Below are 18,269 nucleotides of genomic sequence, written 5' to 3'. Positions count from 1 at the left end.
CTCATTTGATAAAAATAATGAGGGGTATTTTTTAGGAGTAAAAATGACAAAAGAAAACTTAAAGTATATAGAAAATGTCAAAGTCGAGGATATACCTTGGCACAGAATAACCACAACTTATAAAAGAGCTACCGACTTTCCGGAGTGCTTTGAAATATTAAATGAAATGAAGGATAAAAAGTCTATAGAGACGGCAGGAGAGGAGATAGCCATGGGAATTGAACATCAGTCCACACTGTGGCATGCAACACCTTTTGCCTGTATATTTCTATACAGAGTCTTTAAAAAGGCCTTAAAGGACAGAGATAAAAACCCTGTAGCAGACTACCTTGTACCGGAGCTTGCGGAATTGTTCGGATATATAGCTGAAGCGGTAAATATTGTAGAAAATATGGAACATGCAGATCCTTTAGTGAACTTTAAAGATATGATTGATGAAAAGTATCTTTGGTCCGAAGTTTATGATGAAGAAGAGGATGAAATGAGATGGGAAGAAGAAGACGTATTTCCGGATGATTTGTTTTACAGCTTTTATTACTATTCAAAACAGGTGCTGCTTCTTTTAAAACCTTTATTAGAACAGTCGGATGATGAATGGTCTAAGAAATTGTATGAGCTTATAAAAGCATAGGAGACGAGATATGAAGACATTAAAGAGAATATTACTTGGTTTTGTAATTATTATATCGGCAGCAGCCGGCCTGTGGTTTGGCAGATTTAAGGTCGAAGATATAAGTGCTCATAAAAAAATAGCGGACATAAATTCATATATGAAGACTGTAGAGGATATCAAAATTTCGGATAATGTAAATGTAGTTGCGATAGGAGAGGCGGCTCACGGTTGTAAGGACTTTCAGGAACTTAAACTTTCGGTATTAAAGAAAATGGTGAAAGATTATGACTTCAGAGCGTTTGCTCTTGAGGCTGACTATGGTGAGTGTGCCACAATAAACAGATATATTCAAGGTGGTGACGGAGATATAGAAAGTATTGTAAAGACATTTTCATTTCCGATATATCGTACAAAACAGATGGAAGAGCTTATTTCATGGATGAGGGAATACAACAGCACTGCAAGTGAAGGTAAGAAACTTAGATTCTACGGCTTTGATATGCAAAATCCCGAAACAAGTTATGAGTTTTTAAAAAGTTACTGTACATCAAAAGGACTTACAAGTGCAGATGAGTTTGATAAGAACCTTGACTGTATAGAAAAAGGTGAGATAAGCGTAGAAAGTGCAAAAGCCGTTATTGATTTCGTTACCGGCTTGAAAGAAAAAATCGGTGATATAGATGTGGCAAATGCAGATGACAGAGATGCGGTATTTGAGCTAAATACTGTAAGTCAGTCAATGGAGACTTTCACTAACAGCAATGAATCATATTATACTCTCAGAGACAGTGATATGGCAGGCAATATAGAAGCTGTTTTGGATATAGAAAAGAAAATAGGTAGCGGAAAGCTTGTTATAGCTGCACATGACGGACATATAGCAAAGATCGGTAACGGATATACATCTATGGGAGCCGTTTTATCAAATGATCTTAAAGATGCTTACTACAGTATAGGTACCGATTTTTGGAAGGTTACAGACAATATTAAGGTCCTTGAAAAGAAAAAAAGAAGTATACAAAGTTTTATTTCAGCCGATCCGTTTGCGGCACAGGCAAGATTTGCAAAAGATAAGCAGTATTTATTGGACTTTTCCGATATAAAGGAGGGCAGCAGTCTATACAGTCTGATAAATTCTCCGTTAAGAATGGGATCCCTTGGAGAAGGATATACATGGATGATGAGGATAGTACAGAGCAGTTACAGACCTAAGGCGATGCCAAGCGGCCTGTATGATGCAATGATTTTTGTATACGAAGGTAGTCCGATAGAGATAATAGAATAATATTGTATTAAAATTTAAATAGGAACTTGTTTTTTGAGAACAAAGTGATATACTCCTAGTTAGCGATATCTAACCGGGAGGTTTTTTAATGAATGTAGTAAATATAATTATAGTATTAATTGTTGCGGCAATAGTTGTATTCGGTTCAATCAACTATATAAAGAAGTTGAAAAAAGGCGGAGATTGTTGTCCTGAGCATGAAGAAGCCACGAAGTCCGTAAAAGTAAAGGATAGAGATAAGTCACATTATCCATATGAAGCAAAGCTTGCCATTGACGGTATGAGTTGCAATAATTGCGTAAGAAATGTAGAGAATGCACTAAATGCTCTTGACGGAACTTGGGCAACTGTAAGTCTTGAAGATAATATGGCGACAGTCCTTTTAAAAAATCCGCCTGATATTGAGAAGCTTTCAAAGGCGGTAGCGGATGCGGGATATATGGTATTGAAGAGAAAATCAAAGATATAGCCTTAATAATATGTATATGTTATAATAAATATTACAAAGTATGAATATATCATATACTGTGAGTAGAAAGGAAAAGTTTATGTCAAAGAAGATTAAAGTTTTTTATGATTATACCTGTCCGTTTTGTTATAAAGGTTTAAAGGAACTTGGAGATATTCTTCCGGATTATAAAACTGTAGAGATTGAATGGTCCCCATGTGAAGCTCATCCAAGACCTGAACCTGCAAGAGTGCATTCAGATTTGGCCGCACAGGTAGGATTTTATTTGGCGGAAAACGGCTTTAATATCAGAAAGTACAATGATTCGGTATTTGAAGCACATTTTGAGAATCAGCAAAGAATTGATGATGTAGAGCTTTTGGCTGATTTGGCCGAAGCTGCGGGCGCAAAGAGAGAAGATATCCTTACCTTGCTTAATGAGAACAGGAATGCAAAGAAGGTGGAGGATTCAAACATTGAAGTTTGGCAGACTTTGGAGATTCAGGCCGTACCTTCTTATGTATACGGTGATAAGATGGCGGCATCGGGAGGCGGACTTTTGGTTCCTATCAGCAAAGTTGCAGAGCTTTTCAAGCTTGCTTCAAAGGCTGAATAATGTGTAATTTTGTGTAGAAATTTACAAAAGTTACTTAAAAAATATTTAACAAAGTTTTATAGATAACATAAGAGATATCACGTTATTATATATAATTAATGTATTTTAACGTGATTTTTTTATGCAGAAAAACCGAAAAAATGGAGTGGTTGAGCCTTTTTTAATGCTTCGCAAAGAGAATGCAACATTTTCTTATTGACATTTAACATTTATGTAATATAATTAGTGTATCCCGACGAACAAAAGATTCGTTCTTTGCAAGAAAGGAAGTAAATGATAAATAAAATAAAAAAGGTTACTTTAGTAGCATGTGTATTTTCTGCATTGATGGCAGGAAGTGCTTATGCAGCTACACAGGCGGAGGTTGACAAAGTTACAGGTCCCGCATTCGGTTTGAATGCCGATCAGTATGAAACAACGCTTGACTCATATAAACAACAGCAGGAAGCTGAGCTTGTAGCAAAGGAGGATGCGGAAATAGCTGCTCTTAGAGAAGCGGCTAAGGGAAGATCCATAGGTAAGTTTAAAGCCTATGCCTACTCACATGATTGCGATCCTTCAAATATAACAAAAGCAGGCACAACACCGGTTGTTGGAAGAACTATTGCGGCTGACTGGTCAGTGCTCCCAAGGGGTACAAGAGTCCGCATAGGAAATAGTGATACTATCTATGTTGTTGAGGATACAGGTGGTAATATCAAGGGAAAGACCATTGATATCTATATGAACAATGATAGTGAAGCCAGAGCGCACGGAGTAAGATATCCGGAACTTTATATTGTTGAAGGCGATGCGAAGGAAGCTCAGCAAAAGATTGAAGCAATCTTGGCAAGAAGAGCTGAAAGACAGGCCGGACAGAATCAGTAAAAACAGAATACAGCAAATAAGTTAATATAAAAGAACAGTTATACATAGTTACAGCAGGTAACGTGAGCAATATACAGCATATATAGCTCAGAGGACTCTTTATCAAGAAGGGGTAATATAGTTAATACATTTGCAAAAGGGATATTAGAGAGAAAATCATTTCGGTTTTCTCTTTTTTATATTTTGTGTATTAAAAAAGGTCTTAATTCTTTCCGAAGGAATAAAACGGAAAAATTAAGACCTTTATATATTATTTTGCAAACTGTCTTGGTGGTGTATTTTCATTAAGAAGCTCAAACTTATATCCGTCAGCTTTAAGTCTCTCTATGATTGTAGGGAGAGCATCGTGTACGAATGCAGTATTCGGCATATCATGCATAAGTAAAATGGAATGAGTATTCTCATTTACCTGTCTGATAGTCTGGTCGATAAGTTCCTGACCTCTCTTGCCCTCTACGTCACCGTCAAATGAATTCCAGTCAAAGTATACTATTCCTCTGTCTCTTACAGCCTGTAAAAGCTGAGGTCTTATAGCTTTATTATAGCTTGCATTGCTTCCGCCCGGGAAACGAAGCATAGTGCTGTGCTCACCTGTAGCCTTAAATATAAGATCGTCCATAGCGTCATAGTCTGCCATAAAAGCATCTACGGAAGCATATATCTGCTTGTAGTTATGTGTCAAACTGTGAACGGCTACATTATGTCCTCTGTCTTTTATCTGCTTAAGCATATTTATCAGAGGTTCAGTATCCATATACTGTGCTGTAACAAAGAAGCAAGCCTTGATATTGTACTGATCCAAGATATCCAAAAGTCTTGGTGTACCTGTCCAAGGACCGTCGTCAAATGTGAAATAAACAACCTTTTCATCCGGACCCGGATTGCTCACAGGTACCGTGGTGGTTTCAGCCGTTGTATCCGTCTCACTCTCGGATATTGCATTGATTTCACCGTCGGTTGAAGTTTCACTTTGATTTACTTCTACGGTTTCATTTGCATTCTTTGAGGAATCGGCTACTTTTACATTCTTTTTACGTGACTGCCATCCATAGGCAACCATTGCCGTAAAAATACAACAAAAAATTAAAACTACAATCGGGACGAAAATATTCTTTCGTCTTCTTCTACTTCTCCTTTTCATTTCTACCTTCCTTATATAAATTGAATGCCCTGAGTTGTGTGGAATCTACGATAGACAAAATATAAGATGTAGATGACATACAGAGTATTCGATACATTTACCTAGTATAGCAGATAATACTATATTTGTGTTGATAAATTTCTTAAATACTTTTAAAGGAATATGTAATTGCTCTTTAAGCAGTAGGTGAATAGAAATAAAGTTTATTTTTAATACTTATGTTGACAATCAGGGAATATATAGATATTATGTCTGTGTTCAGTTTTTAATGTAAAGGAATGATTTTATGGTATATATATGGCTTATTTTGGGCTTCGTATGTCTTGTGGGAGGAGCTAATTTTTTTGTTGAGGGTGCTTCGGGAGTGGCAAGAAAGTTGAATGTCCCTTCGGTTGTAATAGGGCTTACTATAGTGGCTTTCGGAACCAGTGCACCTGAGGCGGCGGTAAGTATTGATGCGGCATTAAAGGGCAACAATGCAATAGCGCTTAATAATGTAATCGGATCGAATATATTTAATCTATTGGCTGTAGTGGGAATTTGTGGAATTATACATGCTATGCCGGTGGATAAGGCGCTTTTGAAATTTGATTATATTGTAAATATTGTTATAACAATATTGTTGCTTGGATTTGTTTTCTTTTTAAGCGGCATAGACAGAATTGCCGGAGTTATTTTCCTGCTGATTTTTATAGCGTATATGATATACACTATAAGACTTGCATTAAAGGGAAGCAATGACGCTAATGATGAAAAGAAAAAGAATTTACCTATACCTTTGGCCATTGTTTATATAGTGGGAGGACTTGCTCTTGTAGTGTTTGGCGGTGACAAGGTAGTGGAGTCCGCTTCCGAAATAGCGTTGATGTTCGGAATGAGTGAGACTTTGGTCGGACTTACAATAGTCGCTATAGGAACATCACTTCCTGAACTTGTGACAAGTATTGTAGCATCAAGCAAGGGAGAGAATGCGCTTGCCCTTGGAAATGTCGTAGGTTCAAATATATTCAATATAATATTTATTCTGGCATTTTCATCGGTACTTAATCCGATAGGTGCGGAAGTTGTGGCTGTATACGATACATTCTTTTTGATTTGTGCAAGTTTGATGGTATATATACTTGCCAAGAATGACGGTGAGATATCAAAAAAAGAAGGCCTCGCAATGGTAGCGGCCTATATAGCGTATACTGTATATATTATTTTAAGATAAGAAAAAAGTACCGGTTGTGGGCCGGTACTTTTTATGTTTATGCCAGGAACGGGACGAGGAATAGGAATCCGCATCCGATGATTATTCCCGTTACAATAAGAACTATAGCGCAATATCCCATAATATCTCTTGCACCGAGACCTGCTATACCGAGAGCCGGTAAAGCCCAGAACGGTTGAAGCATATTTGTCCATGCATCACCCCATGCAATAGCCATGGCTGATACCGCAGGAGAAACACCGAGAGCGTTTCCGGCAGGCATTACGATAGGAGCCTGTACAGCCCACTGACCGCCACCTGAAGGTACGAAGAAGTTTACAATACCTGCTGAAAGGAAAGTAAACAACGGGAATGTAGTCTGATTTGATATATTTACAAAGAAATCACTTATAGCACCTGCAAGTGACTGTCCTGTAGGACCTGTAGCAGTCATAATGCCCATGATACCTGCATAGAACGGGAACTGTAATATAATACCTCCGGCACTCTTTGCGGCATCTGTAATAGCGTTTACATAACTTATAGGTGTTCCGTGGAATATAATTCCAAGTGTAAGGAAAATCAAATTTACTACATTAAGAGAGAGTGTGATACTTCCCTTGGTTTTAAATGTATATACCAGATACAATATAGCAAATAATGCTGTAAGTAATGAAAGTAACGGACAGTTCTCAAGCCATTCAGCCGGTGTTTTTGAAACAGGTTTATTTTCCGGTACTTCAGTATCCAATAAAAGCTTAGGGTCTACAGTAACTGTATTCTCAGGTGTAGGATGCATCTGTGCATTTACAAATGCTATAACTATAATTATAGCTATAACAATTATAAGATTCCAAGATGAGAAGATGGTAAGCGATGTCGGAATGGATTCCGTTACCGCACCTGCTGTTTGCTTTCCTATAGCTTCACTGTATGATGCAAGCTGTAGAGGTATGGAACCTGAAAAACCTGCATGCCAGATTACGAAGCCAGAGTATGCAGATGCGATAAGAAGTCTGTAGTCAACACCTTTTACCTTCTTTGCAATTTCCTTTGCAAGTATAGCACCGACTACAAGTCCGAATCCCCAGTTAAGCCAGCAGGCAATCATTGAAACTACCGTAATAAAAATAATTGCCGATGTAGGAGATTTTGGAACTTCCGCTGCCGCATTTATAGCTCTCTTTACCGGAGGTGCGGTAGCAAGTGCCGTACCCAGTACAAGTACCAAAGCCATCTGCATTGAGAATCCTAGTAGGGACCACATACTTTCGCCCCAAGCGTTTGCTATTTCAAACGGATTCATTTTGCTGACAGGCATTGCAGCGGCAAAAACAAGAATAGTAAGTACGATACAAAAAATAAATGCGTCCGGCAAATATTTCTGAACAATATTTACACATGCGTTTGTAAATTTCTTAAACATTTATCTGCCTCCTTTTTGCAAATTGTTTAATTATTAACATTATTATATCAATCCGATATCCGTTTTTCCAGTCTAAAAAATAACGAAAATATATAAATATATTATATATATCACACAAAAATATCTTTGTAATTAGTATTTTCTGATACTGAAGTCATCCGATATGAGATTATAAAAGACCGGAATGTCGATCTTAAAAGAGATTAATCTTTTAAATACGGCATCCCGGTCATGGGAATTTAAATTATACTAAAATAAATTAGAATGTCTTTAAATCATCTGCAACCTTAAGAGGTGCCTCTGTCTTTGCTATAACATCTTCCACACTTACGCCCTCAGCTACTTCTGTAAGCACAAGACCTTCATCGGTAACCTTTATTACAGCCAATTCTGTGACAATTTCATCAACTGCATGAATAGCTGTAGCAGGGAGTGTGATATCTTTTAAAATTTTCGGTGCACCGTCTTTTGCAGTATGTGTCATAGCGACAACAACCTTCTTTGAACCTGTAACAAGATCCATAGCACCGCCCATACCGGGTACCATTTTACCCGGAACTATATGGCTTGCAAGATTTCCGTGAGCATCCACCTGCAATGCACCTAAAACGGTCATATCAACATGGCCTCCTCGAATAATCATAAATGAGAATGCACTGTCAAAGTATGCGGCACCCGGAAGCACGGTAACATTTTGTCCGCCGGAATTAATTAAATGTTTATTTGCTGTTGCACTTGAAGCCAAAGGTCCCATACCGAGGATTCCGTTTTCTGACTGAAGTGTAATTTCTATACCCTCAGGTACATAGTCAGCCACCATAGTAGGAAGTCCTATACCTAAGTTTACCACGTCACCATCGTTTAAATCTCTTGCAACACGTCTTGCAATTCTCTCTTTTGACATTATGACTCACCTCCTACAAGATAATCTACAAATATTGCAGGTATTGCAACATTTTCAGGCTGGATATCGCCTACAGGAACTATAAGTTCCGCACCTGCAATAACAACATCGGCAGCAGTTGCCATAACCGTATTGAAGTTTTTGCTTGTAGCAGTAAAGTAAAGGTTTCCCTTCTTATCGGCTATTGTTGCACCGATAAGTGCAAAGTCGGCTCTTAAAGGTTTTTCCAAAAGATAATCTTTACCGTCAATATTTAATACCTGCTTACCTTCGGCAACCTCGGTACCTACACCTGTAGGTGTAAGTACACCTCCAAGTCCTGCGCCGCCGGAACGTATTCTCTCTGCAAGTGTACCCTGAGGAGAAAGCTCAACCTCCATAGTACCGTCATGCATCTTTTGTCCTGTTATAGGATTTGTACCTATATGTGTTGCAATAACTTTTTTTACCTGATTGTTGGCAACCAGTTTACCGATACCTGTGGTAGGAGTTGCCGTATCATTACAAATAAGTGTTAAGTCCTTTACACCTTTTTCAACTAATGCATCAATAATCGGTTCGGGTGTACCGCATGCTAAAAATCCGCCTACCATGATTGTAGCGCCGTCATTGATACCTGCAATAGCATCTTTGATTGAAACTATTTTCATTTTGTCTCCCTTTCTACAACAATTGCTGTGCCCATTCCACCACCTATACACAGTGTAGCAAGGCCGCATTTAACATCTCTTTTTTGCATCTCATACAGTAAAGTGGTGAGTATTCTTGCACCTGATGCTCCGATAGGATGTCCAAGTGCGATTGCACCGCCGTTTACATTTGTGATTTCTCTCTTAAATCCAAGTTCGTTGCATACTGCAAGAGCCTGTGCCGCAAAAGCTTCGTTTGCCTCTATAAGTTCAAGATCGTCGGCTGTGATACCAGCTTTTTTCATTGCTTTTTGTGATGCCGGAATTACTCCGAGTCCCATTACGCTTGGATCAACACCTCCTGAAGCATATCCCTTTATAGTAGCCATGATAGGGAGTTTAAGCTCAAGTGCCTTTTCCTTTGATGCGATAATGAACATTGCGGCACCGTCATTGATACCTGAAGCATTACCTGCAGTTACAGTACCGTCTTTTTTAAATGCCGGTTTAAGCTTTGCAAGATTTTCGATTGTAGTATTGAACTTAGGATATTCATCCGTATCAAATACCTTAGGATCGCCTTTTCTTTGTGGAATAAGTACAGGAACTATTTCATCTTTTAATCTTCCGGTCTCTATAGCTACCTGTGCTCTTCTCTGGCTTTCAACAGAGAATACATCCTGGTCTTCTCTTGTTATTCCTTTTTGTTCAGCAATATTTTCAGCTGTCACGCCCATGTGATAGTTGTTGTAAGCATCCCAAAGACCGTCTGTAATCATCTCGTCAATCAATGTTTGATTACCCATCTTAACGCCGAATCTTGCGCCTTTAACAAGATATGGAGCGTTTGACATGCTCTCCGTACCGCCTGCAAGAATGATATCCGCATCACCGGCCTTTATAATCTGTGCTGCAAGTTCAACAGTTCTAAGACCTGAACCGCAAACCTTATTTATTGAAAATGCGGGTGTTGTATTTGGCAATCCCGCTCCGAGTATTACCTGACGAGCGATATTCTGGCCAAGTCCTGCGCCTAAAACATTTCCTATAACGGCTTCGTCGATAAGAGAAGCGTCAATGCCTGCACGTTCAATGGCTCCCTTTGCCGCAGTTATACCGAGGTCTACTGCACTTACACCTGCCAATGAACCGCCGAAACTGCCTATAGCTGTTCTTGCTGCACTGACGATAACTACTTCTTTCATATTTTTCACCTCACTTATTCTATAAAAGTGGACAATACCGATTGAGTAAACTTTTTTTGTATTGTCAGATATATGTATCACCTATAGCATAGCACAAGTGAAATCAATTATCCACCCCTTGGTTATTCAAAATTGCTATAAAAAAAATAATATGTTTTTATATATATCTTATTTAAACAATGTGTTATAATAAATGAAAATATTGATATGTAAAAAATATTAAAGATGAGTCGTGTTTAATCTTTTACAGATAATAAAAAGAACAGCAAAATAATTTTGCTCAATATAAATGAAAAAAATATATGTTTTAAGCATGATGATATTTCGATTTCGGAATATAGTTATGCAAAATTAATATAATAATTAATCGAAAAAACTAATTGATTGTCGGATACATATATGTTATATTTTTATCATATGGATTAACATGTCAAACTTGATTTCTGACATGCAATATTGACAAGGAGGTGTTTTATGGGTTTTGTAAGGTTTGATACAGAAGGTGCTGTAGGTATTGTTACAATAAGCAGACCGAAGGCGCTCAATGCTTTGAACTCTGAAGTACTGGCTGAGCTTGATGCTTGCTTTGACAGTATTGACACTAATACAATCAGAGCTGTCATTCTGACAGGAGAAGGAGATAAGTCTTTTGTAGCAGGTGCCGATATAGGTGAAATGAGCAAGTTGAGCCCGGCAGGGGGTGAGGCTTTCGGTAAGAAGGGAAATGATGTATTCAGAAAGATAGAGACTTTCCCTGTTCCTGTTATAGCCGCTGTAAACGGATTCGCACTTGGCGGAGGATGTGAGATTGCTATGAGCTGTGATATTCGTATATGCTCAGATAGTGCGATGTTTGGACAGCCTGAGGTAGGACTTGGAATCACACCGGGATTTGGCGGAACACAAAGACTTGCGAGAATAGTCGGCGTAGGAATGGCAAAGCAGTTGATTTATACAGCAAAAAATATAAAAGCCGATGAGGCGTTTAGAATAGGGCTTGTTAACGCTATATATTTACCGGAGGAACTTATGCCTGCCGCAAAGAAGATGGCGGCTACTATAGCACAAAACGCTCCTATTGCTGTTCGTGCATGCAAGAAAGCTATCAATGACGGACTTGATGCAAAGATGGACGATGCAATCGTGATAGAAGAAAAGCTCTTTGGAAGTTGTTTTGAAACACATGATCAGATAGAGGGGATGAACGCTTTTCTTGAAAAGAGAAAAGAGAAGAATTTTACTAATTCATAAATATAGGTCTAATTTAAAAAATTATAATGAAGTTTAAAATATAAATTTTAATTCGGAAAGGATAAAAAAATGAAAGTTGGTATTATCGGTGCAGGTACAATGGGTTCAGGAATTGCTCAGGCTTTTGCAATGACAGAAGGATATGAAGTAAGACTTTGTGATATTAAGGAAGAATACGCACAGGCAGGCTTTGCAAAGATTCAAAAGAACATCAATTTCCTTGTAGGAAAAGAGAAAATATCAAAAGAGGCCGGAGATGCAATTATTTCAAAAATAAAAGTAGGCCTTAACGATATCTGCAGTGACTGTGATTTGATCGTGGAAGTAGCACTTGAAAAGATGGAAGTTAAGCAGCAGATTTTCAAAGAGCTTCAGAATATAGTTCCTAAAGATTGTATTTTCGCTTCAAATACTTCATCACTTTCTATCACAAGAATAGGTGAGGCACTTGACAGACCTGTAGTAGGTATGCATTTCTTTAACCCTGCGGACAGGATGAAACTTGTTGAAGTAATAGGTGGGGAGAAGACACCTGCAGAATTGGTGGAAAAGATTAAGAAGATATCAGAAGATATCGGAAAGACTCCTGTACAGGTTAAAGAAGCACCGGGATTTGTAGTAAACCGTATCCTTGTTCCAATGATCAATGAAGCAATCAATGTATGGGCTGCAGGTACAGCAGATGCTGAAGGTGTAGACACAGCTATGATTCTGGGATGTGCACATCCTATGGGACCTCTTCATTTGGCAGACCTTATCGGACTTGATATTTGCCTTGCCATTATGGAAGTTATTCACAATGAGACAGGGGATGACAAGTATTTACCGGCTCCGAAGTTAAAAGAGCTTGTAGCTGCAGGTAAGCTTGGTAAGAAGACCGGAGAAGGAATATTCTCTTATAAGTAAAATATTTATCCCCTTTTTACAGTTAAAGTGTAGAAAGGGGTTTTAATGTGAGATAGATACAAAAGGCGGGTTTGTATTTACTATATAGGTGAAAGAAAACTAAGAAAGGATAACGCAAACAAAGACTTTCACTATTTATGTTTGCACTTGGATTTATTCAAGTAGGTATGATTCATGGATTTTACTTTAGACAAGAAACATGAGATGGCAAGATCCCTTTTCAGGGAGTTTGCCGAAAAGGAAGTAAAACCTCTTGCAATAGAGGTGGATGAAACGGAAATATTTCCAAGAGAGACTGTAACAAAGATGGCAAAGTACGGTTTCCTTGGTATTCCTGTAGCAAAGGAGTATGGAGGACAGGGAGCCGATCCTCTTGCATATGTAATGTGTGTAGAAGAGTTGTCAAAGGTTTGTGCGACAACAGGTGTTATTGTTTCCGCTCATACATCACTTTGTGCAGATCCTATCGCTATGTACGGTACACCTGAACAGAAGGAAAAATATCTTGTTCCTTTGGCAAAGGGAGAGAAACTTGGCGCTTTCGCACTTACAGAGCCTAATGCAGGTACTGATGCTCAGGGCGCTGTTACAAAGGCGGTGCTTGACGGTGACGAGTATGTACTTAACGGCTCAAAGATTTTTATTACAAACGGTAAAGAGGCGGATATCTATGTTGTAATTGCATGTACAGAGATAAAGGTGGATGCAAAAGGAAGACAGAAGAAGATTTTCTCCGCATTTATAGTTGAGAAGGATACACCGGGATTCGGATTCGGAACAAAGGAAAAGAAGATGGGTATCAGAGGTTCATCTACTTATGAGCTTATTTTTACAGATTGCAGAGTTCCAAAGGAAAATATGCTCGGCCCTGCAGGTAAGGGATTCGGCATTGCAATGCATACTCTTGACGGTGGTCGTATCGGTATTGCCGCACAGGCACTTGGTATCGCTGAGGGAGCACTTGAGAGAACTATCAACTATGTAAAAGAGAGAAAGCAATTCGGAAGATCTATCGGAGCATTCCAGAATACTCAGTTTGAGCTTGCAAATATGGCAACCAAAGTAAAGGCGGCACAGATGCTTGTATATAGAGCAGCTATGGCTAAAGCAACACAGAAGACATATTCGGAGGAAGCGGCTATGGCTAAGTTATTTGCTGCAGAAGTGGCAATGGAAGTTACCACAAAGGCAGTACAGCTTCACGGTGGATATGGATATACAAGAGAATACGAAATTGAAAGAATGATGCGTGATGCGAAGATTACAGAAGTATACGAAGGTACAAGCGAAGTACAAAGAATGGTAATTTCAGGCGCATTGCTTAAATAATTGTGCTATTACGAATGGAGGATGTCATGAAGATAGTTGTTTGTATTAAACAAGTGCCGGATACAAAGGGCGGTGTTGTTTTTAACCCTGACGGCACATTAAACAGAGGAGCTATGCTTACAATTATGAACCCGGATGACAAGGCGGGTCTTGAGGCTGCTCTTAGACTTAAAGATAAATACGGTGCAGAAGTTACAGTAGTTACTATGGGACTTCCAAAGGCTGATGAAGTACTTAGAGAAGCTTTGGCAATGGGAGCCGACAATGCTGTACTTATAACAGACAGAGTACTTGGTGGAGCAGATACATGGGCTACATCACAGACTATAGCAGGAGCACTTAGAAAATTAGAGTATGATCTTATTATTACAGGTCGTCAGGCTATAGACGGAGATACTGCACAGGTAGGACCTCAGATTTCAGAACATCTGGATTTACCTGTTATCAGCTATGCACAAAAGATAGAGATTGATGGAGACAGTGTTGTGGTAGAGCGTCAGTTTGATGACAGATATCATGTTTTAAAAGCAAAAATGCCTGTACTTATTACAGCTTTATCAGAGCTTAATGAGCCAAGATATATGACTCCGGGTGGTATTTTTGATGCTTATGATAAAGAAGTAACTGTATTCTCAAGAGCGGACCTTGTAGGAGTTGATGACTCAAATATAGGTCTTAAGGGTTCACCGACACAGATTGCAAAAGCATCCGATAAGGTTAGAAAGGGTGCAGGAGAGCAGGTAAACCTTGGTGCATCAGAGTCTGTTGACTACATCATAGGCAAGTTAAAAGAAACACATATCATCTAAAAAGGAGTCGTTTATGAGACAAAATACAGAAGAATACAGGGGAGTGTTTACATTTGCCCAGCAGGTAGACGGCAAATTGAGCGGTATTTCCCTTGAACTTATAGGAAAAGGTAAGGATTTGGCTGCTGATCTCAATACCGAGGTTACAGCAGTATTACTTGGATCTGATATAAAGGGACTGGTTGAAGAACTCGCCGAGCACGGTGCTGATAAGATAATAGTTGTAGATGATCCTAAACTTAAAGAGTACCGTACAGAGCCTTATACACAGGCATTATCAGCGGTTATAAACGAGTTTAAGCCTGAGATATTCATTATCGGTGCTACAGCAATAGGTAGAGATCTGGGACCCAGAGTTTCAGCAAGAGTAGGAACAGGACTTACAGCAGACTGTACACAGCTTGAGATCGGTGATTATCCTTTAGTGGCTATTGCAGGAAGAGAGCAGAAGCATAATCAGCTTCTGATGACAAGACCTGCATTTGGCGGAAATACCATAGCTACTATTGCATGTCCTGAGAACAGACCTCAGATGGCAACAGTTCGTCCGGGTGTTATGCAAAAGAAGGAAAGAGTTGCAGGAGCAAAGGCGGAGGTAATAGACTTTGATGCCAAGCTTGAAGAGAACAGCAAGTATGTTGAGATTCTTGAGATAGTAAAAAATGCCAAGACAACGGAAGATATCATGGCTGCAAAGATTTTGGTATCAGGAGGTAGAGGTGTAGGTTCTGCTGAGAACTTTAAGATACTTAAGGATTTGGCAGATGCACTTCACGGCACTGTAAGCTGTTCAAGAGCTGTGGTTGATGCAGGTTGGATGTCAAAGGATATTCAGGTAGGACAGACAGGTAAGACAGTTCGTCCACATCTTTATTTTGCAATAGGTATTTCAGGTGCTATACAGCATTTGGCAGGTATGGAAGAGAGTGACATTATCATCGCTATCAATAAGGATGAGAATGCGCCTATCTTCAGCGTTGCCGACTATGGTATAGTAGGTGATTTGAATAAGATAGTTCCTGCACTTACAGAGAAGATTAAAGCGGAGCTTGCTAAAGAAGATTAATGCTGAAGAATATTAATATAGACATATAAATTAAATCGCTATAAACCGAAAAATGGGTTTATGGCGATTTTTTGTTTTTAAAAGAGTACAAATTCCTGCTTGACATGGAATGAAAAATATTTTATAATCAAAAAACCTTAAAACATACTAAATTAATAGGTAAATAGGTTATAGGTTTCTTGTTTTAAAGTAGGAAGGAATGCTCATGGGAAAGAAAGAACACAGTCACGAACATAATCATAATCACGAACACAATCATAGTCACGAACATAATCATGAACATAAGCATGGAGTTGACCATATTCACAGCCATAGAAATTTGATAGGATTTGATGAACATGGAGTGCCGACAATTACATTAAAGTCGGATCATGAAGAGGACGGAGACGATAAGGCTTTTATCAGAGATTATATGAATGCCGTATCTGAGTACAGAAAAACTTTTCCGTCAAAGGATGAGGTTTTGGAAAATACTCCGGATCCGGCAGTAAGAGAGATGATTTTGCGCCAGAATCAGCTTGGATTTGATACCACATTTGACAGATTTGACAGTCAGCAGCCACAGTGTGGTTTCGGTATGGCCGGAATCTGCTGTAAGATCTGTAATATGGGTCCATGTAAGATAACTTCAAAGAGTCCTAAGGGAGTCTGCGGTGCGGATGCGGACCTTATAGTGGCAAGAAATTTACTTCGTTCAGCTGCTGCAGGTGCGGCTCAACACGGTATGCACGGTAGAGAAGTTATTCTGTCTTTAAAGTGGGCAGCTGAAGGAAAGCTTGATTTACCTATACTGGGACAGCAAAAGATAAAGGATACCGCAAAAGCTTTCGGAATAAAGACGGAGAGAAGAAGTATAAAGAAAATTGCTTCAGAACTTGCGGATATACTTTTAGAGGATATGAGCCGTACTGTACCGGGAGATTATAAAATTATAGAGGCACTTGGTTCCGAGGAAAGAAAAAAAGTATGGAAGGAACTGGATATTCTACCTATCAGCGCATATCATGAAGTATTTGAGGCCTATCATAAAACAGGTGTCGGTACTGACGGTGACTGGAAGAGTATTATGCAGCAGTTTTTGCGCTGTGGACTTGCATTTACATACTCAGGTGTTGTAAGTACATCAATAGCAACTGACGGTCTTTTCGGAGTTGGAGACAGAGTTACATCAAAGGTAAATATCGGTGCTCTGAAAAAGGGATATGTAAATATTGCGGTACACGGTCATCTTCCTACACTTGTAAGTGAGATTGTAAGAGTCGGACAGGAAGAGAAGTTTATAAATCTTGCAAAAGAGGCTGGTGCAAAGGGAATAAGATTCTACGGAATCTGCTGTTCAGGACTTTCAGCAATGTATCGCTATGCAGGAGTTATTCCGCTTTCAAATGCGGTATCTGCTGAGCTTGTACTTGGTACGGGAGCACTTGATCTTTGGATTGCCGATGTTCAGGATGTATTCCCGTCAATAATGGAAGTTGCAAAGTGCTTCAGAACTACAGTTGTTACAACCAGTGAGTCTGCAAGATTGCCGGGTGCCGAGAGATTTGAATATGATCATCATCATTCAAATATAGGAGAGACAAGAGAACTTGCAGAAAAAATAGTACTTAGAGGTATAGAAAGCTTTAAAGACAGACAGGGTATACCTGTATACATTCCACCTTATGAAGTGGATGCCGAAGTCGGATTTTCACCTGAATATGTGCATAAACACTACGGTTCTATGAAGCCTTTATATGAGGCTGTAAAGGAAGGTAAGATACTCGGTATTGTAAACATAGTAGGATGTAACAATCCTAAGGTTGTGTATGAGAAATGTGTTATTGATGTAGCCAATGCACTGCTTAGAAACAATATTTTGATACTTACAAACGGATGTGCCTCATTCCCGCTTATGAAGATGGGATATTGCAATGTTTCGGGACAGGAGCATGCAGGTGAGAGTTTAAAAGAATTCCTTGGAGATTTACCACCGGTATGGCATGTCGGTGAGTGTATAGATAATACCAAGTCAAGCGGAATCTTTGCAGGTGTAGCAGGTGAGGCCGGTAAGCCGCTTTATGAAATGCCTTTTGCATTTTCATCTCCTGAGTGGAGCAATGAAAAGGGAATAGATGCGGCCCTTGGCTTCAGACTTATGGGAATCAATTCATATCACTGCGTGGAAGCTCAAATTCACGGTTCAAAGAATGTAATAGAATTTTTGAAAGAGGGCACAAAGGAATTACTTGGTTCTGTGATGGTTGTAGATACAAATCCGGATTCTCTGGGTGAAAAAATAGTTGCAGATATCATTGAAAAGAGAAAGGCCCTCGGTTGGGTGGTTCCCGATAAGATAGTGCATAAAGATGAAGAATTAGCCTTAGTATAAGTCGGTCAGAAATATATTGAATTAAAAATACATAAAGCCTACAAATAAGACACAGCTATTGACAACTGATTTATAAGACCTGACTTCCGTCGTTTCTCTCAAAACCTAGTACTCTAGGTATCCAAGAGCATGCAGTTTTGAAAGAAATTGTCGACTTCAGCTTTGGTTAAATAGAGGGCATCAAGGTTACTAAAACCAACCAGTTTTTTAA

The 18,269-nt window shown here is 39.0% G+C and carries 17 protein-coding genes; 12 read left to right on the top strand and 5 right to left on the bottom strand.

Going from position 1 to position 18,269, the window contains the following annotated elements:
• Nucleotides 1-43 precede the first annotated feature (43 nt).
• The 5 genes from SBH76_RS12685 (at nucleotide 44) to SBH76_RS12665 (ending at nucleotide 3,829) form a co-directional block, all read left to right on the top strand.
• Entirely contained in the window at nucleotides 44-631 is a 588-nt protein-coding gene (locus SBH76_RS12685) for a hypothetical protein (protein ID WP_317978068.1), read from the top strand.
• 10 nt (nucleotides 632-641) lie between these two features.
• Nucleotides 642-1,898 carry an erythromycin esterase family protein gene (locus tag SBH76_RS12680; protein ID WP_317978067.1) on the top strand — a complete coding sequence of 419 codons (1,257 nt, stop codon included), beginning with the start codon at nucleotides 642-644 and terminating at the stop codon, nucleotides 1,896-1,898.
• An 88-nt stretch (nucleotides 1,899-1,986) separates the two neighbouring features.
• Complete coding sequence (locus SBH76_RS12675) at nucleotides 1,987-2,367, top strand: heavy-metal-associated domain-containing protein (protein WP_317978066.1); 381 nt, start codon at nucleotides 1,987-1,989, stop codon at nucleotides 2,365-2,367.
• A 79-nt stretch (nucleotides 2,368-2,446) separates the two neighbouring features.
• Entirely contained in the window at nucleotides 2,447-2,962 is a 516-nt protein-coding gene (locus tag SBH76_RS12670) for a DsbA family oxidoreductase (protein WP_315086170.1), read from the top strand.
• Between the two features lie 273 nt (nucleotides 2,963-3,235).
• Entirely contained in the window at nucleotides 3,236-3,829 is a 594-nt protein-coding gene (locus SBH76_RS12665; RefSeq protein WP_317978065.1) for a 3D domain-containing protein, read from the top strand.
• 250 nt (nucleotides 3,830-4,079) lie between these two features.
• Here the strand turns inward: SBH76_RS12665 and SBH76_RS12660 are convergent, their stop codons facing one another.
• The gene (locus SBH76_RS12660; RefSeq protein WP_007595458.1) at nucleotides 4,080-4,970 is read right to left on the bottom strand and encodes a polysaccharide deacetylase family protein; all 891 of its coding nucleotides are present in this window, start codon (nucleotides 4,968-4,970) and stop codon (nucleotides 4,080-4,082) included.
• Nucleotides 4,971-5,256: 286 nt separating this feature from the next.
• On the opposite strand from SBH76_RS12660, the gene SBH76_RS12655 reads away from it, so the two are divergent.
• Nucleotides 5,257-6,183 (top strand): calcium/sodium antiporter, encoded by a 927-nt coding sequence (locus SBH76_RS12655; protein WP_317978064.1) that lies wholly within the window; start codon nucleotides 5,257-5,259, stop codon nucleotides 6,181-6,183.
• 37 nt (nucleotides 6,184-6,220) lie between these two features.
• Here SBH76_RS12655 and SBH76_RS12650 read toward each other — a convergent pair whose 3' ends face one another.
• From SBH76_RS12650 to SBH76_RS12635, 4 genes are all read right to left on the bottom strand, one after another.
• Nucleotides 6,221-7,588: a short-chain fatty acid transporter gene (locus SBH76_RS12650; RefSeq protein ID WP_007595462.1), complete on the bottom strand. Its 1,368-nt coding sequence runs from the start codon at nucleotides 7,586-7,588 to the stop codon at nucleotides 6,221-6,223.
• Between the two features lie 259 nt (nucleotides 7,589-7,847).
• A complete protein-coding gene (locus SBH76_RS12645; protein WP_034212811.1) occupies nucleotides 7,848-8,492 on the bottom strand; it encodes a 3-oxoacid CoA-transferase subunit B in 645 nt (214 codons plus the stop codon).
• Nucleotides 8,492-9,142: a CoA transferase subunit A gene (locus SBH76_RS12640; protein ID WP_317978063.1), complete on the bottom strand. Its 651-nt coding sequence runs from the start codon at nucleotides 9,140-9,142 to the stop codon at nucleotides 8,492-8,494. Before SBH76_RS12640 ends, SBH76_RS12645 begins: the two co-directional genes overlap by 1 nt.
• Nucleotides 9,139-10,326, bottom strand: coding sequence for an acetyl-CoA C-acetyltransferase (locus SBH76_RS12635; RefSeq protein ID WP_317978062.1), 1,188 nt, complete (start codon nucleotides 10,324-10,326; stop codon nucleotides 9,139-9,141). Before SBH76_RS12635 ends, SBH76_RS12640 begins: the two co-directional genes overlap by 4 nt.
• Nucleotides 10,327-10,800: 474 nt before the next feature.
• On the opposite strand from SBH76_RS12635, the gene SBH76_RS12630 reads away from it, so the two are divergent.
• The 6 genes from SBH76_RS12630 (at nucleotide 10,801) to cooS (ending at nucleotide 18,058) form a co-directional block, all read left to right on the top strand.
• Nucleotides 10,801-11,577 carry an enoyl-CoA hydratase-related protein gene (locus tag SBH76_RS12630; protein WP_317978061.1) on the top strand — a complete coding sequence of 259 codons (777 nt, stop codon included), beginning with the start codon at nucleotides 10,801-10,803 and terminating at the stop codon, nucleotides 11,575-11,577.
• A gap of 69 nt (nucleotides 11,578-11,646) precedes the next feature.
• Entirely contained in the window at nucleotides 11,647-12,483 is an 837-nt protein-coding gene (locus SBH76_RS12625) for a 3-hydroxyacyl-CoA dehydrogenase family protein (RefSeq protein WP_009663166.1), read from the top strand.
• Between the two features lie 174 nt (nucleotides 12,484-12,657).
• Complete coding sequence (locus SBH76_RS12620) at nucleotides 12,658-13,812, top strand: acyl-CoA dehydrogenase (protein WP_009663371.1); 1,155 nt, start codon at nucleotides 12,658-12,660, stop codon at nucleotides 13,810-13,812.
• A 26-nt stretch (nucleotides 13,813-13,838) separates the two neighbouring features.
• Entirely contained in the window at nucleotides 13,839-14,621 is a 783-nt protein-coding gene (locus SBH76_RS12615; RefSeq protein WP_317978060.1) for an electron transfer flavoprotein subunit beta/FixA family protein, read from the top strand.
• Between the two features lie 13 nt (nucleotides 14,622-14,634).
• Nucleotides 14,635-15,687, top strand: coding sequence for an electron transfer flavoprotein subunit alpha/FixB family protein (locus SBH76_RS12610; protein WP_034212797.1), 1,053 nt, complete (start codon nucleotides 14,635-14,637; stop codon nucleotides 15,685-15,687).
• Between the two features lie 199 nt (nucleotides 15,688-15,886).
• Nucleotides 15,887-18,058 (top strand): anaerobic carbon-monoxide dehydrogenase catalytic subunit, encoded by a 2,172-nt coding sequence (gene cooS / locus SBH76_RS12605; protein WP_432706868.1) that lies wholly within the window; start codon nucleotides 15,887-15,889, stop codon nucleotides 18,056-18,058.
• The last annotated feature ends 211 nt before the right edge of the window (nucleotides 18,059-18,269 follow it).

The organism is Lachnoanaerobaculum sanguinis (assembly GCF_033242365.1).
In the GTDB taxonomy this organism is placed as follows: Bacteria; Bacillota; Clostridia; order Lachnospirales; family Lachnospiraceae; genus Lachnoanaerobaculum; species Lachnoanaerobaculum sanguinis.
The sequence above is the reverse complement of the archived record's forward strand: the minus strand, read 5'-3'. Positions and strand labels throughout refer to the sequence as shown.